The organism is Methylobacterium sp. PvP105, assembly GCF_017876975.1.
GTDB lineage: Bacteria > Pseudomonadota > Alphaproteobacteria > Rhizobiales > Beijerinckiaceae > Methylobacterium > Methylobacterium radiotolerans.
Map to the genome: position 1 here is coordinate 2929049 of NZ_JAGIPA010000001.1, position 18842 is coordinate 2947890.

Sequence of the window (18842 nt, forward strand, 5' to 3'; positions counted from 1 at the left end):
CAACCAAAAGCTATGCCGCTGCGGAGCGGGGTGTGGGAAAATCGGGTGTCGGCCTCGCGCGGCCGCGGCGCGGACGGGAGGGGCTCGTCCGTCGAGCGGGTGCCGACTCCCGCCGCGCGCCGCGAGGCTCCCCGCGCGCCCTCTGTCGCGCCGCCGCTGCCGCGCGCGCCACCTCTGCCGCGCGCGCGAGGGGCCGGCGCCTCGTGCCCAGGACCTACCGCGCGCCGCGGTGGAGGTCGCCCTCGATCAGCAGGGCGCTGCGGCTGTCGAGCCGCGAGCGGTAGACCTGCAGGTTCTCCATGACCCGCTGCACGTAGTTGCGCGTCTCCGTGAACGGGATGCGCTCCACCCAGTCGATCACGTCGACGTCGCCCTTGCGCGGGTCGCCGTAGGCGTCGATCCACTTCTTCACGTTGCCGCCGCCCGCGTTGTAGGACGCGAAGGCGAGCACGTAGGAGCCGCGCCAATCCTCCATCAGCTCGCCGAGATGGGCCTGGCCGAGCTTGGCGCAGTAGGCGGGGTCGCTGGTCAGCCGGTCGACGTCGAACGCCGTCGAGACCCGGCGGGCGGTGCGCTGGGCGGTGGCCGGCATCATCTGCATCAGCCCCCGGGCGCCGACGCCCGACTGCGCCCGCGGGTCGAACTGGCTCTCCTGGCGGGCGATGGCGTAGACCATGGCCCGCTCGACCTGCGGCACCGCCGTGAAGGTCTCGTAGCTGGGAATGCCGATCGTCGGGTAGGCGTGGGCGTCGAGCGGCAGGCCGCGCTGGACCGCGAGCTTGCCGATCGCCACCAGGGCGCGGGCGTCCTTCATGTCGGTGGCGAGGTCGCCGAGCGCCTGGAGCTCGCGCGGGTCCGAGAGGTCCCGGGCGGCGTCGATGTAGAGCGGGAGGGCCAGCTCCTTGATCCCGGCCTCGCCGAGCAGGCGCAGGGCGCGGATGGAGAGCCGCCCGTCGAAGGCCTGGCGCTCCGCGCCCTCGAGGTCGGCCGGCGCCCGCAGGGGCAGGCTGGTCTGGCCGAGCCGGGCCCGGGCCACCTGGCCGTAATAGGCGATCGGCTGCAGGGCGGCGCGCTCGTAGAAGCGCTTCGCCTCCTCCGACTGGCCGAGCGCCTCGGCCGCCCGTCCCTGCCAGTAGGCGGCCCGCGCCACCGAGATCGGGCTCTCGGCGATCGCCGCCACCTGCGCGAAATGCTGCGCGGCGGCGGCGGGATCGCCGGCGAAGCGGAGCGCGATCCAGCCGGCGTGGAACTCGGCCTCGATGCGCTTCTCGGGCGAGCGCGCCGCCGGCTGGCTCGCCACCGCGTAGGCGGTCTTGGCATCGCCGAGGTCGAGGAGCTTGCGCGCCACGATCCGGCGCTCGATCCACCACTCGTCGCCGTCGACCAGCACGTCCGGGTTGCTCGGCGCCGTGGCGAGCACGGCGGCGGCGGCCTCGGGCTTGTCGGCCCGGCGGAGATACTGCGCCCGGGAGAAGATGTAGGAGGCGTCCCCGCGCAGCGACGGCGGCACGGCGGCGAGCGCGGCCGCGGCGCCGGAGGACTTGTCCTCCACGGCCCGGCGGGCGCGCACGAGGCTGGCGTAGCCGCCGCCCGCGTAGCCGGCCGCCCGGCCGGCGCTCTCCCAGTCGTCCTTCAGGAGCGCCCGCTCCATCCGGTAGCGGTGGTCGACACGGGTCAGCGCGTCCGGGAAGGCGTCGAGCACCTTGGCCTCGAGGCTGCGGCCGAAGCTCTCGGTGCGCCAGAGGTCGCGGACCATCTCGGCGGCGTCGGCCTCGCAGCCGTCGGCGCGCAGGGCCAGCGCCAGGGCGAACTTGCCCGGCGCGCTCGACGGCTTCGCCGTGGCGAAGTAGGCCCGGACGACCGCGGGGGATTTCCGCTCGGAGAGCAGCGCCTCCTCGGCCCGGCGGCGCAGCAGCGGGCCCGCCGGCCAGTCCGGGTTGGCCCGGACGAACGCGACGGTGCGGTTGAAGCCGATCCCGGCGCCCGCGCGGATCGCCACCCATTCGAGCAGCGCCCGCGCGGCCGGGTCGGTGAAGCCGTCGCGCATCCGGTCGCCGTCGGCGACCCGGCCCTTGCGGTAGAGGTCGATGGCGCCGCGCAGCAGCGTCGGGTCGGTGTCGCCGGAGATCTTGGGCCGCGCCGGGTCCGGCACCTCGGGCACCGGGGCCGCCGGGGTGACGGCGGCGTCGGGCAGCGGGAAGGCCACCGGGGCGTCGGGGTCGGCGGAGGCGTAGGCCGAGGCCGCGGCGGGCAGCGTCCGGGCGGGCTCCTCGCCCTTGTCGTCGCCGCCGGAGGCGTGGACCGGGTCGAGCTTCAGGGCGTCGGCCGCGACCGGGTCGGCGGCCTTCGCGGCCTGGGCGCCCCGGACCTGGGCGGTCGAGAGGGCGGCGTCGCTCGCCGGCGGGGTCGGCTGCGAGGCGGGCTGCGAGCTCGGCTGCGACGCGGGCGCCGCCAGGGCCGCCGCGGTCGGCGCGTCCGTGCCGACCTGACCGGCCAGCGCGACGCCGACGGTGGCGACGAGCGCGGCGGCGGTGAGGGACGTGCGCTTCGAGGCCGGAGACGAGGCCGCGGGTCGGATCACGATTCCCCCCTACTGATCACCGGAGCGGGAAAGGTCGAGGATCGGGCTGTGACCATTAAGATCGCGTTAACCGTCGCCACGATCTGTTTGCGCGCCGTGACGCGACCGCCTATGTCTGCCGGTCCGTGCCCGCACGATGCGGACCACGCGCGGCGCCGAGACCGCCGAAATCCCAGCTGGGACCCTTTGGGACGCCTGAGATGACCGAGATGACCGGGAGCCGCCTGCGGGGCTCGCTCACCGCGCTTGTGACGCCCTTCCGCGACGGGGCCTTCGACGAGGCCGCGTTCCGAAAGTTCGTGCGCTGGCAGATCGAGCAGGGCAGCCACGGCCTCGTGCCCACCGGCACCACCGGCGAGAGCCCGACCCTCACCCATTCCGAGCACGACCGGGTGGTAGAGGCCTGCATCGACGAGGCGGGCGGGCGCGTGCCGGTCGTGGCAGGCGCGGGCTCCAACTCGACGGCCGAGGCGGTCGAGCGGGCGCAGCACGCCGAGCGCGCGGGCGCCGACGCCGTCCTCGTGGTGACGCCGTACTACAACAAGCCGACGCAGGCGGGCCTCTACGCCCACTTCAAGGCCGTCAACGATGCGGTCGGCATTCCGATCATCATCTACAACATCCCGCCGCGCTCCGTCATCGACATGAGCGTCGAGACGATGGCCCGGCTCTTCGAGCTGAAGAACATCGCCGGCGTGAAGGACGCGACCGCCAAGATCGACCGCGTCAGCCAGCAGCGTCAGGCCATGGGCGACAGCTTCATCCAGCTTTCGGGCGAAGATGCGACGGCGCTCGGCTACAACGCCCACGGCGGCCACGGCTGCATCTCGGTGGTGGCGAACGTCGCCCCGCGCCTCTGCGCCGACCTCCAGGAGGCGACGCTCGCGGGCGACTACGCCAAGGCGCTGACCCTCCAGGACAGGCTGTTCCCGCTGCAGACGGGCCTGTTCGCCGAGGCCAACCCGGCGCCGGTGAAGTACGCGCTGTCGCGGCTCGGCCACATGACCGACGAGCTGCGCCTGCCGCTCGTGCCGGTGACCGAGCCCACCAAGCGCATCGTCGACGACGCCCTGCGCCACGCCGGCCTGCTGGTCGACTGAGGGAAGTCACGCATCATGGCCCCGAAACCGGAGCCCAGTCGGCGCATCGTCGCCGACAACCGCGCCGCGCGCTATCACTACACGATCGAGGACACGCTCGAGGCCGGCATCGCGCTGACCGGCACCGAGGTGAAGTCCCTGCGCGGCGGCAAGGCGACGATCGGCGAGGCCTATGCCGGACCCTCCGGCACCGACCTGATGCTGTTCAATGCCTACATCCCGGAATACCTGGAGGCGAACCGCTTCAACCACGACACCAAGCGCCCGCGCCGCCTGCTGCTGCACCGCCGCCAGATCAACAAGCTGATCGGCGCGACCCAGCGCCAGGGCTACACGGTGGTGCCGCTGAAGATCTACTTCAACGACAAGGGACGGGCGAAGGTCGAGCTGGGTCTGGGCAAGGGCAAGCAGGCCCACGACAAGCGCGAGGCGGTCAAGGAGCGCGACTGGCAGCGCGACCGGGCGCGGCTGATGCGGGACCGGGGCTGAGGCCGGGCGTCATCGCGAGCGGAGCGGAGCGACCCAGGGTGTCGCGACGTCGGCGAGCGGTGCGCCTCTGGATCGCTCCGCTCGCGATGACGGGTGCCGCGGCCGTGCGCCGAGCCGGGAGGAGACATCCATGCCGTCCACCCACGACGCCCTGCCCGACGACCTGCCCGTCCCCGTCGACGACGGCGCGGCCGACCATCTGCGCGGGATGCGCCTGCCCGACGTGGCGCTCACCGCCACGGACGGCCGCACGGTCTCGCTGGCGCGGCTGCCGGGCCGCACCGTGGCCTACGCCTACCCGCGCACCGGCGAGCCGGGTCAGCCGGGCCTGACGCCCGACTGGGACGCGATCCCGGGCGCCCGGGGCTGCACGCCGCAGGCCTGCGATTTCCGCGATCACCACGGCGACCTGAAGGCCCGGGGCGTCGCGCAGGTCTTCGGCCTCTCGACCCAGACGAGCGCCTACCAGCGGGAGGCGGCCGAGCGCCTGCGCCTGCCCTTCCCGCTGCTGGCCGATCCGCACCGGGCCTTCGCGATGGCGGCGCGCCTGCCGGTCTTCGAGGCCGGCGGCCACGTGCTGCTGCGCCGCCTCACCCTGGTGATCGACGACGGCGTCGTGAGCCAGCTGTTCTACCCGGTCTTCCCGCCGGACCGGAGCGCCCGGCAGGTCCTCGACTGGCTCGACGCGGCCGGCGCCTGAGGCGCTACTCCGCCTCGGACTCCGGCTGGCGGATGCCGTAGCGGTTCTCCAGGCCCGGATTGGCCCGGCCCTCCCCGCGGTAGCGGGTCGGCGCCTCCCCGGAGGCCCGGGCCGGGCGCTCGCCGGGCTCGCGCCCGATGCGGCCCGCGAGGCTCGCGAGGTCGACGAACTCGTCGGCCTGCCGCCGCAGCTCGTCCGAGATCATCGCCGGCTGGGTCTGGATCGTGGAGATCACCGTCACCTTCACGCCGCGCCGCTGCATCGCCTCGACCAGGGAGCGGAAATCGCCGTCCCCCGAGAAGAGGATCATGTGGTCGATGTGCGGGCTGAGCTCGAGGGCGTCGATCGCCAGCTCGATGTCCATGTTGCCCTTGTACTTGCGCCGCCCCATCGAGTCCGTGAACTCCTTCACGGGCTTGGTCACGACGCGGTAGCCGTTGTAGTCGAGCCAGTCGATCAGCGGCCGGATCGACGAATATTCCTGATCCTCGATCATGGCCGTATAATAGAATGCCCGCAGGAGATTCTCCCGCGACTGAAATTCCTTGAGCAGCTTCTTGTAGTCGATGTCGAAACCGAGGGCCTTGGTGGTGGCGTAGAGGTTGGCGCCGTCGATGAAGATGGCGCTGCGCTGGGTCGCTGGCATGAACAGGTCAGATCCCGAAAAATCGTGGGTGACAGGAAATCGTCTGAACAATCGGTCAGGGTTCGCCCGGGGCGAATGGCCGGGACGAGCGGTCGAGGACGGTGCTCCGCGATCGCGGCCGCCACGCTCTGCACTCCGGGGTGGACCGGCGCGGTCGGAGATCCGCGCGACCGCCGCCCCGGGCGCCGGACCATTCGATTCAAACGGGTCCGTGTCAAGCAGAGCACGAGACTGTGCGGACCTGAAAAACTCAATCCGTGGTCGGGAATAATTGGCCGCGCCAGGGATTCATCATGAAGAAGACGGTTTACGGAAGTTGATCCTGTAAACCTCAGATCCACCGGGCCCCGCGACTCTCGGCCTCAGCCGTTCACGCGCTCCACGCTGTTGACCGGGCGCTTGCCGCGCAGCTCGGCGATGATGGCGTTGAGATGCTGGAGATCCCAGACCGACAGGTCGATGGTGATGTCGGTGAAGTCCTGGGTGCGCCGCTTCATCGAGATGTTGTCGATGTTGCCGTCGTGGTCGGCGATCACCTGGGCGATCTGGGCGAACACCCCGGGCTCGTTGATCGACTTGAGCGCCAGCCGGGCCGGGAAGCGCTCGCCGCCGAGCGCCTCCGTGTCCCAGCGGACGTCGAGCCAGCGCTCCGGCTCGTTGTCGAAGGCCGCGAGCGCCGCCGACTGGATCGGGTAGACGGTCACGCCGACGCCGGGAGTCAGGATGCCGACGATCCGGTCGCCCGGGACCGCGCCGCCGTTCGGCGCGAAGGTCACCGGCAGGTCGCCCGCGAGGCCGCGGATCGGGATGGCGTCGCTGCGATCCGCGTCCTCCCCCTCCTTGCCGCCCTCGGCCCCCGGGAAGGTCAGCCGCATGGTCTGGTCGGAGGAGCGCACGAGCCGGCCCGCGCCGCTGGCGGCGCCCTGCGCGGCGGAGGGCCGGCGCTCGTCGCGGTGGTCGGGATACACGGCGCGGACGACGTCGCCCGAGAACATCTCGCCCCGCCCCACGGCGGCGAAGACGTCCTCGGTGGTGGCGCGGGCGAGCCGCGGCAGGGCGCCCCGGAGCTTGTCCTCCGAGAAGGTCTTGGCGGCGCGCTCGAACGCCCGGTCCAGGATCTGGCGGCCGAGGCCGGCATATTGCCGGCGCACGGCGGTGCGGGTCGCCCGCCGGATCGCCGCGCGGGCCTTGCCGGTCACCACGAGGGATTCCCAGGCCGCCGGGGGCGAGGCGCCGTCGGAGCGGCTGATCTCGACCTCGTCGCCGTTGGCGAGCTCGTGCAGGAGCGGCGCCATCCGGCCGTTGATCTTGGCGCCCACCGCGGTGTTGCCCACGTCGGTGTGGACCGCGTAGGCGAAGTCGATCGGCGTCGCGCCCCGCGGCAGGGCGATCAGCCGGCCCTTCGGGGTGAAGCAGAACACCTGGTCCTGGAACAGCTCCAGCTTGGTGTGCTCCAGGAACTCCTCGGGGCTGTCGCCCTCGGCGAGGAGCTCGATGGTCCGGCGCAGCCACTGGTAGGCACCGCTCTCGGCGGCGAGCCGGGGATGCACGCTGCCCTCGGCGCGGGCCGGGTCCTTGACCAGCTCGGCGCCGACTTCCTTGTACTGCGCGTGGGCCGCGATGCCGTACTCGGCGATGTCGTCCATGGCGCGGGTGCGGATCTGCAGCTCGACGCGCTGGCTCTTCGGCCCGATCACCGTGGTGTGGATCGAGCGGTAATCGTTCTGCTTCGGGGTCGAGATGTAGTCCTTGTACCGTCCCGGCACCATCGGCCAGCTGGTGTGGACGATGCCCAGAGCCGCGTAGCAGTCCTGCACGGTGTCGACGACCACGCGGAAGCCGAAGATGTCGGAGAGCTGCTCGAAGGCGACGGACTTGCGCTCCATCTTCGACCAGATCGAGAACGGGCGCTTCTGCCGGCCGCTGACCTCGGCGGTGATCCCCTGCGCGCCGAGCTTCTCGGTGAGCACCTGCGCGATGGTCTCGACCACGCTCTCGGACTTGGCGGAGAGCCGCGTCAGGCGCTGCGTGATGGTGGCGTAGACCTCCGGCTCCAGGTTGCGGAAGGCCAGGTCCTCCAGCTCCTCGCGCAGCTCCTGCATGCCCATGCGGCCGGCGAGCGGCGCGTAGATGTCGAGCGTCTCCTGCGCGATGCGGCGACGCTTGTCGTCGCGCATGTGCTGGAGGGTGCGCATGTTGTGCAGGCGGTCGGCGAGCTTGACCAGCAGCACGCGGACATCCGCCGCGACCGCGAGCAGCAGCTTGCGGAAGTTCTCGCCCTGCGCGGCCTGCTTGGAGACGAGGTCGAGGCGCTTGAGCTTGGTCAGGCCGTCGACCAGGGCGCCGATCTCCGGGCCGAACAGCCGGCGGATCTCCTCCAGCGTCGCCTCGGTGTCCTCGACGGTGTCGTGCAGGACCGCGGCCACGATGGTGGCGTCGTCGAGGTGGAGATCCGTCAGGATCGCCGCGACCTCGAGGGGATGGGCGAAGAAGGGGTCGCCCGAGGCGCGCTTCTGCGTGCCGTGCGCCTGCATGGCGTACACGTAGGCGCGGTTGAGCAGCGCCTCGTCGGCGGCCGGGTTGTAGCGCTTGACCCGCTCGACGAGCTCGTACTGGCGCATCATCCGCCGGGACGGCGCCGGCGCGTCCGGGGCGGTGCGCGGGGCCGGGATCACGCGCGGTTGTTCCGCGACGGCCGGGACGGCGCCGGCCTCCGGCGGCGCGGCCGCGCCGGGTGCCGGCGGGCCGGCCACGGAACGAGAGAACCCGGCGTCTCCGCCGGGTCCGGTCTCGGTCAGGTCGCGCGCATCCAGGCCCACGCCGTCAGGCTCACTCGCCCTCGTCGTCGGTCTCGACCGGCGGGGCGAGGTTCTCGAGGCCGCGCAGCAGGTCCTCCTCGCTCATGCGGTCGAACTGGACCGCCGCGTCGTCGCTGGAGGACTGGGGCGCCACCGCGGCGGCGGCCGGCGAGCTCGACAGCAGCGGCACGGTCTCGGCCTCGGGCTCGTCCACCTCGACGTACTTCTGCATCGAGTGGATCAGCTGCTCCTTGAGGTCGTCGGCCGTGATCGTCTCGTCGCCGATCTCGCGCAGGGCCACGACCGGGTTCTTGTCGCGGTCGCGGTCGATGGTCAGCGGGGCGCCGGCGGCCAGGAGGCGGGCCCGGTGGCTCGCCAGCAGCACCAGCTCGAAGCGGTTCTCGACCTTCTCGATGCAGTCTTCGACGGTGACGCGCGCCATGCGGGGCGGCTCCTTGGGCTTGAGCGACGGGTGATGTCGGGTATGGGCCCACTCTACACCGGATGCCGTTGTGCAACAAGCACAGCGGGTTGCGCAGGGCGCGCGCCCGGCGCGAACCCGGCGCGCGTCCGGCGAGCGGCCCACGAGCGTCCGACGAGCGTCCGACGAGCGTCCGACGAGCAGGCCGGTCCGGTCGCCCCCGGGGCCCCGGCGCCCCTCCGAGGCGCGCCGCCGACGCGCATCGTGCTGCGGCGTCATGGTGCGGCGCATTGTTGACACCCAGGGCCGCGGGTGCGAGTGCGCGCGCCATTCCAGAGTTTCGGCCGACACGGGCGGCGTTCGCGCGCCGCACGGCGCCGGCGATCAGGACGCAACATGCGCGCACTCATCTTTCCGGGCCAGGGCAGCCAGGCGGTCGGCATGGCGCGGGACCTCGCGGAGGCCTTCCCGCAGGCCCGGGCCGTGCTCGACGAGGTCGACGCCGCCCTGGGCCAGAACCTGTCGCGGCTGATGTTCGCGGGGCCGGTCGAGGAGCTGACCCTCACGACCAACGCCCAGCCGGCCCTGATGGCGGCGAGCCTCGCGGTGCTGCGCGTGCTGGAGGCCGAGCGCGGCCTCGACCTCGCGCGCGACGTCGCCTGCGTGGCCGGCCACTCGCTCGGTGAGTACGCCGCGCTCGCGGCCGCCGGCAGCCTGACCGTCGCGGACGCCGCCAAGCTTCTGCGCCTGCGCGGCGAGGCCATGCAGGCGGCGGTCGCGCCGGGCGCCGGCGCCATGGCGGCGCTGATCGGCACCGACCTCGAGGCCGCCCGCTCCGTCGCCGAGGCGGCGGCCGACGAGGCCGGCGACGGCGCGGTCTGCGACGTCGCCAACGACAACGGCGGCGGCCAGGTGGTGCTCTCCGGCGACCGTCCGGCCGTGGAGCGCGCCGTCGGCATCGCCACCGGCCGCGGCATCAAGCGCGCCGTGATGCTCAACGTCTCGGCGCCGTTCCACTGCCGCCTGATGGCCCCGGCCGCCGAGGCCATGGCCCGAGCGCTGTCCGCCGTCACCCTGGCGGCCCCGCGCGTCACCCTCTACGCCAACGTCGCGGCCGCCCCGGTCACCGATCCGGAGGCGATCCGCGCGGCCCTGGTCGAGCAGGTCACCGGCACCGTGCGCTGGCGCGAGAGCGTCGCCGCCATGGCCGCCTCCGGCGTCGACCGGTTCTACGAACTCGGCGCCGGCAAGGTGCTGACCGGCCTCGTCAAGCGCATCGCCCCCCAGGCGAGCGCCGCCGCAATCGGCACCCCCGCCGACGTCGCCGCCTTCGCGCTCTGATCCGCGCGCTCTGATCCGACGGAGTCCCGCATGTTCGACCTCACCGGCCGCAAGGCCCTCGTCACCGGCGCGACCGGCGGCCTCGGCCAGGCGATCGCCCGGGCCCTGCACGCGCAGGGGGCCACCGTGGCGCTCTCGGGCACGCGGCCCGCGGCCCTGGAGGCGCTCGCCGCCGAGCTCGGCGAGCGCGCGAGCCCCGTCGCGGCCGACCTCTCCGACAAGGACTCGGTCGAGGGTCTCGTCCCGGCCGCCGAGGCCGCGATCGGTCCGCTGGACATCCTCGTGAACAATGCCGGCATCACCCGCGACAACCTCTTCATGCGGATGAAGGACGAGGAGTGGGAGCAGGTGATCGCCGTCAACCTCACCGCCGCCTTCCGCCTGTCGCGGGCCGCCGTGAAGGGCATGATGCGCCGCCGCTCCGGGCGGATCGTCAACATCGGCTCGGTGGTCGGCAGCACCGGCAATCCCGGCCAGGGCAACTACGCCGCCGCCAAGGCCGGCCTCGTGGGCATGACCAAGGCGCTCGCCGCCGAGGTCGCCTCGCGGGGAATCACCGTCAACTGCATCGCCCCGGGCTTCATCAGCTCGCCCATGACCGACGCCCTCAACGAGAAGCAGCGCGAGGGTATTCTCGCCCGCGTGCCGGCCGGCCGTCTCGGCGAGGGCGCGGAGGTCGCGGCGGCCTGCCTCTACCTCGCCTCCGCGGAGGCGGGCTACGTCACCGGCCACACGCTGCACGTGAATGGCGGGATGGCCATGTACTAGGGCGCGTATACCGGCTCCCGACCGGCGCGAACGGCGCGCGAATCACCCCCGCCGACACGCAAGTGCCACACCCATGAAGGCTTTCTGAACGGGCCCTCGCCAGGGCGGGAACCCTGTGCTACCACGCCCCGCAGCCGTACAGGGGGTTGACGGTTCTGCGGGTTTTCAGTCCAAGGCCCTCCGGCGGGGGCGTCCCGGCTCACGCGCCGGTTCACCTCAGAAGCACGCGCGATCGGACACCGGCCCGTCACAACAAGCCCGCAAGGGCGCGACGCGGCCACGGCACCACCCCGAGAAGACTGACAGACCAGAAGGACGAGGACGGAAGACCGATGAGCGATATCGCTGAGCGCGTGAAGAAGATCGTCGTCGAGCACCTGGGCGTGGAGCCCGAGAAGGTGGTCGAGAGCGCCAACTTCATCGACGACCTCGGTGCCGACAGCCTCGACACCGTCGAGCTGGTCATGGCCTTCGAGGAAGAGTTCAACGTCGAGATCCCGGACGACGCTGCCGAGACCATCCAGACGGTCGGCGACGCCGTGAAGTTCCTGGAGAAGAACTCCGCCGCCTGAAGGCGCCGGGGAGCGGGTTTGACGCGGCGCGGGTGAGGCGAGACAGCCCCCGCGCCGTTACGCGTTTCAAGGCTCGGAGTCGCGAGGCGTCCCGCAGGGACCGATTCCGCCTCCGAGCGAGTTAGGACGATGCGCGACCGCGGCGGTGCCGGCGGGGCGGCGCCTCAAGACGGGACAGGGCACATGCGGCGGGTGGTGGTCACGGGTCTGGGGATGGTCACGCCGCTGGGGAGCGGGGTGGAGCACACCTGGAGCCGGCTGATCGCGGGCGACAGCGGCGCCGGCCCGATCCGCGGCTTCGAATCCGCCGACCTGCCCTGCCGGATCGCCGCGCAGGTCCCCTTCGGCGACGGCACCGACGGCACCTTCAACCCCGACCTCGTGATGGAGGTGAAGGAGCAGCGCAAGGTCGACCCGTTCATCGTCTACGCGATGGCGGCGGCCGACGAGGCGCTGAAGGATGCCGGCTGGGCGCCCAAGAGCCACGAGGACCAGTGCGCCACCGGCGTGCTGATCGGCTCCGGCATCGGCGGCATCGGCGGCATCTACGACGCCTCCGTGACCCTGCACGAGAAGGGCCCGCGCCGGATTTCGCCGTTCTTCATCCCGGGCCGGATCATCAACCTCGCCTCGGGCCAGGTCTCGATCGCGTACGGCCTCAAGGGGCCGAACAACGCCGTGGTGACGGCCTGCTCCACGGGCGCCCACGCCATCGGCGACGCGAGCCGCCTGATCGCGCTCGGCGACGCCGACGTGATGGTGGCGGGCGGCGCCGAGTCGCCGGTGAACCGCCTGTCGATCGCGGGCTTCTCCGCCTGCCGGGCGCTGACCACGGGCTTCAACGACACGCCCGAGAAGGCCTCGCGCCCCTACGACCGCGACCGCGACGGCTTCCTCATGGGCGAGGGCGCCGGCATCGTGGTGCTGGAGGAGTACGAGCACGCCAAGGCCCGCGGCGCGAAGATCTACGCCGAGGTGGTGGGCTACGGCCTCTCGGGCGACGCCTACCACATCACCTCCCCGTCCCCGGACGGCGACGGCGCCTTCCGCTGCATGACCGCCGCGGTGAAGCGCGCCGGCATCTCCCCGTCCGAGATCGGCTACATCAACGCCCACGGCACCTCGACGCCCATGGGCGACGAGCTGGAGCTGAAGGCCGTGGAGCGCCTCCTGGGCGACGCCGCCGCGAACGCCACCATGTCGTCGACCAAGAGCTCGGTCGGCCACCTGCTGGGCGCCGCCGGCTCGGTCGAGGCGATCTTCTCGATCCTCGTCCTGCGCGACAACGTCATCCCGCCGACGCTCAACCTCGACAACCCCTCCGTCCAGACCAAGATCGACCTCGTGCCGTTCGAGGCGAAGCGCAAGCAGGTGGACGTCGTGCTGTCGAACTCGTTTGGGTTCGGCGGGACGAACGCGTCGCTGGTGATGCGGCGGGTCGCTTAGGCGCGTCGCCGTCCAACTCCGACACGCTCCGCAAATCTTCGCGAAGTCTTCGGAAAGTCTTCCGCAGGTTCCGTCAGCGCGCTGACGTCCGGAATGGGGGCTTCGATCGGGTGATCGCGCTGTGAGCGGGATCCCGCGCGCATCCTGGCAGACTGCGCGGCCGCCTCGACGGAGGGCATCGTGACCGGCGCGGCGCCCCGGCCCTTCAGGATGGGGTCGTGATCGAATCCCCTGTCCGGCGCGCCGCGCGGCACCCGATCCGGCGTCCGGCTACCACCCCCGCCGCTCATCCGCTCCCGGCACCCGTCCCTGCGGCGTGAGCGTGTGCACCACCTCCGGCAGCGCCTGGGCCAACTGAGAAACCGGCCCTTCAGGATGGGGTCGTGATCGAATCCCCTGTCCGGCGCGCCGCGCGGCACCCGATCCGGCGTCCGGCTACCACCCCCGCCGCTCATCCGCTCCCGGCACCCGTCCCTGCGGCGTGAGCGTGTGCACCACCTCCGGCAGCGCCTGGGCCAACTGAGAAAGAAGCGTCTCGCGGTCCATCCCGGTCTGCTGCTGGAGGGTGTCCACCGTGTCGGGGCCGAGCGCCCGGGCGAGCTGGTCCGGGGCCACCGGGCGGTTGGTGCCGTGGCCGATCCAGGACTCGATCACGTCGCCGAGGCCGCCCTGGCGGAACCGGTCGACCAGCCCGTCGAGGCCGCCGAGATCCCCCTGCCCGTCCGGGGCGGCGCGGCTCGGCGGCGGGGCGTCGCCGGGGCCGTCGAGCATGCCGGAGAGGTCCGAGAAGTCGCCGGGCGGCAGGGACGAGTCCACCGGGCCGCCGTCGCGGCGGCCGCCGTCGCGGCGGCCGCCGTACTGGTCCCAGCCGCCGATATCGCCGCCGTCGTCGGGGCGGCGCCCGCCGGCATCGGCGGGGTGCTGGCCGGGATCGCGCCCGTAGGGGCCGGCGCCGCCGGAGCGGTCGGCCTCGGGGCCGGGCTCGCCCTGGCGCCCGCGCCCGAAGATGTCGCCGAAGCCGCCGCTGGCGCCCTTGGCCAGCAGCAGCATCAGCAGCGCCTTGACCAGGGGCGACATGCCCCCGGAGCCCTGCTTCTGCCCGCCGAACACCTGACCGAGCACGCCGCCGATCGCCGATTCGAGCAGTCCCATGCGCGTCTCCCCCGCAGAACCGGGCCGGACGGGCCCGGCCGAACAACAATCCGGGGCGGGCGCGGGTTGCCTCGCTCAGCGGGCCGGCGTCGCGAGCGCGGCCTGGGCGGTGCCGCCGCCGGTGGTGGCGTCGGCGGGCTCGACCAGCGGCACCGTCGCGGCCGAGAGGATCAGTCCGGCCAGGAACAGGCCGGTGGCGGCGGCGCCGGCGCGGGGGCGCGGCAGGCGGACGGCGCGGCGTCGCGCGGGCTGGGGACTGTCGACGGTCCTGGGCATCGCGGCCTCTCCGGGTTCGGGGCGGGCCCTCGGGGCCCTTCTGCCGGAAAAACGCGGCCGGGGGGCGGACCGGTTCCCGCGCCGTCAGGTCCGGCCGGCGAGGCGACGTCCCAGCGCCCCGAGCAGGCAGGCCGCGCAGTAGACCGGCAGCATCAGGGCCGCGCCGTCGAGCCACAGGCCGGGCAGGCCCGGCACGAACCCGGCGATCGCCGCCGCGGCCACGAGCCCCGCGACCACGCAGAGGCCCAGCGAGACGGCGAGCCGGTCCGGCCAGCCGACCAGCGCGCCGACCACGAGGCCGAGCGCGGCCGCCCCGGCGAGTCCGGGCCAGAATCCGGCGAGCAGCAGCGTCACGGCCGTCCGGCCTCCCTGCGGGCGCGATGGTGGCGCGCGGATGGGCGCGGCCCGGCTGGCGGGCGCGCGGCGGAGCGGATGTCCCTCACGGCAGCAGCGCGAAGACGACGGGGCCGGCCGGCCCGTCCGGACCGGCCGCGACCTGATCCGGCCGGGCTCCGGCCTGGAGGAGATACTCCACCACCGCCTGGGCGCGCAGGCGCGGCAGGTCGGCCGGCGGCTCGTCGGGGGCCTCGGCGGGCTTCTTCGCCGCCACCTTGCCGGGCGCGGCCGGCTCCTTCCTGGCCGTGCTCGCCTTGCCGGTCTCGGCCTTGCCCCGGTCCTTGCCCCGGTCCTTGGCCGCGTCCTTGCCCCGATCTTTGGCCGCGTCCTTGGCCGCATCCTTGACCGTATGCGTCGCGGTGTCCTGAGCGGCCGGGGCCGGCTTGGCAGCAACCTCCGGCTTGGCGGCGTCGGCGACCCGGGTCGGCTCGGCGGCCGCGCCCTCCCCCGGCGACGGCCCGGCGGCCGGGGTCGCGGGCGGCCTCGCCGGGTCGGCGGGGCCGGAGACCGCGACGCGCAGCGACGGGCAGGTCTTCGCCAGGGCGGCCAGCGCGTCGAGGGTCGGGTAGAAGGCGGGCGTCAGCACGGCGCCGCCCGCGGGGAAGTGCAGGTCCGCCCCCGCCAGGGCGGCGGCGAAGTCGGTGCGGCATGTGGCGGGATCGCGCCGCTCCGCCGCGTCCCGGGCCGTGACGCTGGCCCGCCCGGTCCAGCCGGGGGGCAGCGCCTCGGCGAGCCGGTCCGGGGTTCGCGCGGCGCCCTCCCGGTAGAGGCTCTCGCCCGTGAGCGTCAGGGCGCGGTCCGAGACCGAGACGGTTCCGTCCGCGAGGTTCGTCACCAGCGGGGCGGCGGCGGCCAGCGCGTCCCCGAGATCCGGCGGGGCGCCGTCGGCGAGGCGGGTGCGGTCGATCACCGGCTCCCGGAACAGGCGCGGGCGCAGGGCGGCGAGCACCCGCTCCCGGGTCGCGGCGTCCGGCAGGTGGCCGGTGAGGGTCACGGCGTCGGCGGTCCGGCGGATCGCCACCCGGTAGGGCGAGAGCGGCCGCGCCGTGAGCGCCACCCGCCCGGCCGCCACGCCGGCGGGCCGGCCGTCGCGCATCAGCGCCTCGGCGTCGGGGAGCGCCTGCCCGTCGATGGCGTCTCCGGTCACCGACACCGCCCCGTCCTGGAACACGACCTGCCCGGACTGGATCAGCTCGGCGAGTCTGAACGCGAAGGCGATGAGGCCCTTCGGGTCGATCGCCGGGTCGAGTCCCCGGGCGGCCAGGAGCCGGTCCTCCACGGTGCCGCCCGCGGCGGCCTCGGTGGCGGCACGCAGGGCGGCCTCGCGGTCGGCCGCCGAGGGGGCGAAGCCGTCGAGGACGATGCCCCGGCCCGATTTCTCGACGGCGAACCGGTACGCGGCCACCTTCGGGGGCAGGATCTCGACCCGCCCGACGCTGAACCCCTCCGGCGGGTCCGACAGGGCCGCCCGCAGGGCCTCGTAGGCCGGCACGTCGAGGGCCTCGCCCGACAGGCTGAGCACCGTGTCGCTGAGCGCCGCCCGCCCGCCCTTGGCGAGGCCGGAGAGCCGGGCCGCCAGGAACGCGGCCGCGCCGGCGAAATCCGGCGGCGCGCCCCGGGCGGCCCTGGCGGTGTCGTCGAGACCGGTGCCGGGATTGAGGGCGCCGGTGATCCGCGCCTCCAGCGCCCGCCGGCCGATCTCCACCGGGCGGCTCCCCTCCAGGGCGATCCGGTTCTGACCCGTGCGGATCGCCGCCCACTGGAACGGCGCGGCGGTCTCCACGATGCCGAGTTCGGAGACGATGCGGCGCGGGCCGTCGAGGGCCGCGAGGCGGGACAGCACGGTGGCGCGTTCGGCGACGTCCGGGGCCTCGCCGGCGGCCACGAGGTCGCGCCCGCTGGCCTCCAGGCGCAGCCACGGCTCGCCGGTGGCGGTGGCCGTGCCGGCGGCGATCGCCGCGCCCTCCGCCTCGAGCCCGTCGGCGATCCGCGGGGCGGCGTAGAGGGTCGCGCTCGCCCAGATCAGCGCGAGGGCCGGCAGGCCGGCGAGCCAGCCGGCACTGCGCAGGCCTTGGGCGAGGGTTTCGGGCAACGGCACGGTCGCAGGTTCGGGCGCAGGTCGGGCGGATCCGGGCCGAGAGCACACCGCCTTTCCGGCAGCATGAAGGCCGGCAGCCTCCTTTCTCCCGCCGGCCAGGGCCGCGCCGCGTCCCCGCGCCGCCGGAACCCGCCGGACGCCCTCCGGTTTCCGAGCCGTACCCCGTCCCGGCTTCTGCCACCGTCCCTCCGCCTGAGGAGCGTGCCATGCGGTCCATCCTCGCCGCCGCCCTGCTGCTGCCGATCGCCGTCCCGGCCGGGGCGCAGAGCCTCTCGGCCACCGCGACGGTGCCGAGTGGGGCCGCGCTGGAGCCGATCACCCCCATCGCCAATCCTGGCCAGCTCAGCCTGGGCGGCAGTTCCACCACCGGCCCCTTCCCGACCGTCTCGGCGCAGACCGGCGGCCTCGTGAATGCCGGTCAGCTCAGCTTCGGCGGCGGGGGCGGAGGTGGCGGCCGCATCGGTTCGTCGGCCGGCCTGTCGGCCGGGACGACACTCGGTACGACGACCGCCGGATCGGGCGGCGCGGGCCAGCTCGGCGGCCTGGGATCCACCGCGACCGGCGGTGCCGGTGTCACCGGTACGACCCCCGGGACCGGCGGGACGATCGGCGCCACCGGATTCCGCAGCGGTCTCAGCGGCGCGTCCCGCACGGGTTCGGGCTCGACCACCGGGAGCGTCCTGACGTCGATCCCCGGCACGGGCGGGCTCGGGAGCGGGGCGGGCCTCACCTCCGGCCTGGGCGCCGGCGCCACGGGCGCCGGCGCCGGTCTGGGCACCGGTCTGGGCACCGGGCTCGGCACAGGCCTGAACGCCGCCGGGATTGCCGGATCCTCGCTCGCGCCGGGCTCGTCCGCCGCCGCCGCGTCGACAGGTCTCGGCAGTGGCGCGGGCACCGCGTCGGGCATCGGCGCGACCGGTGTCACCCTGTCCAGCGGCGGGCTGTTCGGGCTGTTCGGGCTCGGGACCGTCACGGCCGTCGGCGGGACCACGGCCGTGACGGCATCCGGGGCGGGCGGCGCCGGCACGGGCGGCGCCGCGATCGCCGGGGCTGCCGGGCTGCCCGCGGACGACCCCGCCCGGGCGGCCCGCACCCTGCCGAGCGGCGGCGGGGCGACCGGTGGTGCCGGCATCGGCGGCGCGGCGGCCGCGCCGGTCCGGACCGGCGACCTCTGCGGCGGGCCCTTCGCCGAAGCCTGCCTCGGCCAGGGGTTCTGACCGGCCTCCGGGCCCGGAACCGGGCCGAACCGCTGCCGTTCCTTCTGTGCCGGCACCTCGGCCGGGACAGGAGACAGAGATGAACGTCATGCTGGGCCGCGTCTCGCTCGCGGCCGCTCTCGTTATCGGCGTCTCGGGCGCTGCCCTGGCGCGCGATGCCGGGCCCAAGGCCCAGGGTGCCAAGGGCGCGGCGGGCCTGCACGGGATCGGCTTCAATGAGCCGAAGTTCCGCTCGGATCTTCGCACCGGCAAGGAGCAGCCCTACACGTGGCCGGTGAGCGACCGCTATCGCCCGGTCTCGCAGCCCTTCTACGGTCGGGCCTACTGAGCCGCCCGGCGCACGCTCCGCCGAATGGATGAGTGGCGGCGCCCCGCTCCGCCGCGCACAACCGGGATCGGCGCCGTTCCCGTCATCGGGACGGGGGCCGATCCGGCGATGGCCCAGAGGCACGGGGTCCGTGGCGTGCCGGCTCCCGAGGCAGGAGAGTGTGATGCATCCGCTGAACCGGCGCGTCGTCGCGGCCCCGGTCCTCGCGCTTCTGGTCGCGGCGCCTCTGCCCGGCCGGGCGGGCGAGTTCGCGCAGGTGCCGCCGGCGCCGGGCATGGCCCTGACCCTGCCCGATCCCGGCATGGCCAACGGAGCGCCCGCACCGGCGGCTGCCCCTACGGCGGCCCCGGCCCCCGCTCCGGTCAAGGCCGCTTCCGTGCCAGCGGTCGAGCGCCGCTTCCGGGTCCTGGGCAGCGGCTTCTCGTCGCTCGACGGACAGCTCCCGAACCAGCGCACCGGCCAGCGGCATCAGCACGTGGTCCGCGACATCTGCATCGGCTGCTGATCAGGCTC

At 74.0% G+C, this 18842-nt stretch carries 18 protein-coding genes; 10 read left to right on the plus strand and 8 right to left on the minus strand.

From position 1 onward, the window contains the following. Positions 1-214 precede the first annotated feature (214 nt). Entirely contained in the window at positions 215-2581 is a 2367-nt protein-coding gene (locus tag J3A75_RS13880; RefSeq protein WP_012318870.1) for a lytic transglycosylase domain-containing protein, read from the minus strand. Between the two features lie 200 nt (positions 2582-2781). On the opposite strand from J3A75_RS13880, the gene dapA reads away from it, so the two are divergent. The 3 genes from dapA (at position 2782) to J3A75_RS13895 (ending at position 4870) form a co-directional block, all read left to right on the plus strand. Further along, positions 2782-3681 carry a 4-hydroxy-tetrahydrodipicolinate synthase gene (gene dapA / locus J3A75_RS13885; RefSeq protein WP_012318871.1) on the plus strand — a complete coding sequence of 300 codons (900 nt, stop codon included), beginning with the start codon at positions 2782-2784 and terminating at the stop codon, positions 3679-3681. Positions 3682-3696: 15 nt separating this feature from the next. Beyond that, the gene (gene smpB, locus J3A75_RS13890) at positions 3697-4170 is read left to right on the plus strand and encodes an SsrA-binding protein SmpB (protein WP_012318872.1); all 474 of its coding nucleotides are present in this window, start codon (positions 3697-3699) and stop codon (positions 4168-4170) included. A gap of 130 nt (positions 4171-4300) precedes the next feature. Next, positions 4301-4870 carry a peroxiredoxin gene (locus J3A75_RS13895; RefSeq protein ID WP_012318873.1) on the plus strand — a complete coding sequence of 190 codons (570 nt, stop codon included), beginning with the start codon at positions 4301-4303 and terminating at the stop codon, positions 4868-4870. A 4-nt stretch (positions 4871-4874) separates the two neighbouring features. On the opposite strand, the gene J3A75_RS13900 is transcribed toward J3A75_RS13895, so the two are convergent. The 3 genes from J3A75_RS13900 to rpoZ all read right to left on the minus strand — a co-directional run bounded on the left by J3A75_RS13900 (position 4875) and on the right by rpoZ (position 8756). Further along, positions 4875-5516, minus strand: coding sequence for an NYN domain-containing protein (locus tag J3A75_RS13900; RefSeq protein ID WP_012318874.1), 642 nt, complete (start codon positions 5514-5516; stop codon positions 4875-4877). A gap of 362 nt (positions 5517-5878) precedes the next feature. Further along, positions 5879-8140: a RelA/SpoT family protein gene (locus J3A75_RS13905; protein WP_012318875.1), complete on the minus strand. Its 2262-nt coding sequence runs from the start codon at positions 8138-8140 to the stop codon at positions 5879-5881. Positions 8141-8345: 205 nt separating this feature from the next. After that, the gene (rpoZ, locus tag J3A75_RS13910) at positions 8346-8756 is read right to left on the minus strand and encodes a DNA-directed RNA polymerase subunit omega (protein ID WP_010685409.1); all 411 of its coding nucleotides are present in this window, start codon (positions 8754-8756) and stop codon (positions 8346-8348) included. Between the two features lie 375 nt (positions 8757-9131). Here rpoZ and fabD point away from each other — a divergent pair, with 375 nt between their 5' ends. From fabD to fabF, 4 genes are all read left to right on the plus strand, one after another. Then, positions 9132-10076, plus strand: a complete 945-nt coding sequence (gene fabD / locus J3A75_RS13915; RefSeq protein ID WP_012318876.1) for an ACP S-malonyltransferase — start codon at positions 9132-9134, stop codon at positions 10074-10076. Positions 10077-10106: 30 nt separating this feature from the next. After that, positions 10107-10844, plus strand: coding sequence for a 3-oxoacyl-[acyl-carrier-protein] reductase (gene fabG / locus J3A75_RS13920; protein WP_012318877.1), 738 nt, complete (start codon positions 10107-10109; stop codon positions 10842-10844). 332 nt (positions 10845-11176) lie between these two features. Then, positions 11177-11416: an acyl carrier protein gene (locus J3A75_RS13925; RefSeq protein ID WP_007559070.1), complete on the plus strand. Its 240-nt coding sequence runs from the start codon at positions 11177-11179 to the stop codon at positions 11414-11416. Between the two features lie 183 nt (positions 11417-11599). Beyond that, positions 11600-12862 (plus strand): beta-ketoacyl-ACP synthase II, encoded by a 1263-nt coding sequence (gene fabF, locus J3A75_RS13930; RefSeq protein WP_012318878.1) that lies wholly within the window; start codon positions 11600-11602, stop codon positions 12860-12862. 435 nt (positions 12863-13297) lie between these two features. Here the strand turns inward: fabF and J3A75_RS13935 are convergent, their stop codons facing one another. The 4 genes from J3A75_RS13935 to J3A75_RS13950 form a co-directional block, all read right to left on the minus strand. Continuing rightward, complete coding sequence (locus tag J3A75_RS13935; protein ID WP_070999360.1) at positions 13298-14014, minus strand: YidB family protein; 717 nt, start codon at positions 14012-14014, stop codon at positions 13298-13300. Between the two features lie 75 nt (positions 14015-14089). Further along, positions 14090-14290, minus strand: a complete 201-nt coding sequence (locus J3A75_RS13940) for a hypothetical protein (RefSeq protein WP_012318880.1) — start codon at positions 14288-14290, stop codon at positions 14090-14092. Positions 14291-14374: 84 nt separating this feature from the next. Further along, positions 14375-14644 carry a hypothetical protein gene (locus J3A75_RS13945; RefSeq protein WP_012318881.1) on the minus strand — a complete coding sequence of 90 codons (270 nt, stop codon included), beginning with the start codon at positions 14642-14644 and terminating at the stop codon, positions 14375-14377. Between the two features lie 85 nt (positions 14645-14729). After that, positions 14730-16784, minus strand: coding sequence for a BON domain-containing protein (locus tag J3A75_RS13950; RefSeq protein ID WP_245295990.1), 2055 nt, complete (start codon positions 16782-16784; stop codon positions 14730-14732). Positions 16785-16990: 206 nt separating this feature from the next. Between J3A75_RS13950 and J3A75_RS13955 the strand changes: the two genes are divergently transcribed. The 3 genes from J3A75_RS13955 (at position 16991) to J3A75_RS13965 (ending at position 18834) form a co-directional block, all read left to right on the plus strand. Further along, positions 16991-18001, plus strand: a complete 1011-nt coding sequence (locus tag J3A75_RS13955) for a hypothetical protein (protein WP_182179198.1) — start codon at positions 16991-16993, stop codon at positions 17999-18001. 79 nt (positions 18002-18080) lie between these two features. Further along, complete coding sequence (locus J3A75_RS13960; protein WP_012318884.1) at positions 18081-18329, plus strand: hypothetical protein; 249 nt, start codon at positions 18081-18083, stop codon at positions 18327-18329. Positions 18330-18492: 163 nt separating this feature from the next. Next, positions 18493-18834: a hypothetical protein gene (locus J3A75_RS13965; protein WP_012318885.1), complete on the plus strand. Its 342-nt coding sequence runs from the start codon at positions 18493-18495 to the stop codon at positions 18832-18834. Positions 18835-18842 lie beyond the last annotated feature (8 nt).

Coding starts and splice junctions, on each gene's coding strand:
- dapA (WP_012318871.1), top strand. CDS start 2,782: ATGACCGAGATGACCGGGAGCCGCCTGCGGGGCTCGCTCACCGCGCTT.
- smpB (WP_012318872.1), top strand. CDS start 3,697: ATGGCCCCGAAACCGGAGCCCAGTCGGCGCATCGTCGCCGACAACCGC.
- J3A75_RS13895 (WP_012318873.1), top strand. CDS start 4,301: ATGCCGTCCACCCACGACGCCCTGCCCGACGACCTGCCCGTCCCCGTC.
- J3A75_RS13900 (WP_012318874.1), bottom strand. CDS start 5,516: ATGCCAGCGACCCAGCGCAGCGCCATCTTCATCGACGGCGCCAACCTC.
- J3A75_RS13905 (WP_012318875.1), bottom strand. CDS start 8,140: ATGATGCGCCAGTACGAGCTCGTCGAGCGGGTCAAGCGCTACAACCCG.
- rpoZ (WP_010685409.1), bottom strand. CDS start 8,756: ATGGCGCGCGTCACCGTCGAAGACTGCATCGAGAAGGTCGAGAACCGC.
- fabD (WP_012318876.1), top strand. CDS start 9,132: ATGCGCGCACTCATCTTTCCGGGCCAGGGCAGCCAGGCGGTCGGCATG.
- fabG (WP_012318877.1), top strand. CDS start 10,107: ATGTTCGACCTCACCGGCCGCAAGGCCCTCGTCACCGGCGCGACCGGC.
- J3A75_RS13925 (WP_007559070.1), top strand. CDS start 11,177: ATGAGCGATATCGCTGAGCGCGTGAAGAAGATCGTCGTCGAGCACCTG.
- fabF (WP_012318878.1), top strand. CDS start 11,600: ATGCGGCGGGTGGTGGTCACGGGTCTGGGGATGGTCACGCCGCTGGGG.
- J3A75_RS13935 (WP_070999360.1), bottom strand. CDS start 14,014: ATGGGACTGCTCGAATCGGCGATCGGCGGCGTGCTCGGTCAGGTGTTC.
- J3A75_RS13940 (WP_012318880.1), bottom strand. CDS start 14,290: ATGCCCAGGACCGTCGACAGTCCCCAGCCCGCGCGACGCCGCGCCGTC.
- J3A75_RS13955 (WP_182179198.1), top strand. CDS start 16,991: ATGCGGTCCATCCTCGCCGCCGCCCTGCTGCTGCCGATCGCCGTCCCG.
- J3A75_RS13960 (WP_012318884.1), top strand. CDS start 18,081: ATGAACGTCATGCTGGGCCGCGTCTCGCTCGCGGCCGCTCTCGTTATC.
- J3A75_RS13965 (WP_012318885.1), top strand. CDS start 18,493: ATGCATCCGCTGAACCGGCGCGTCGTCGCGGCCCCGGTCCTCGCGCTT.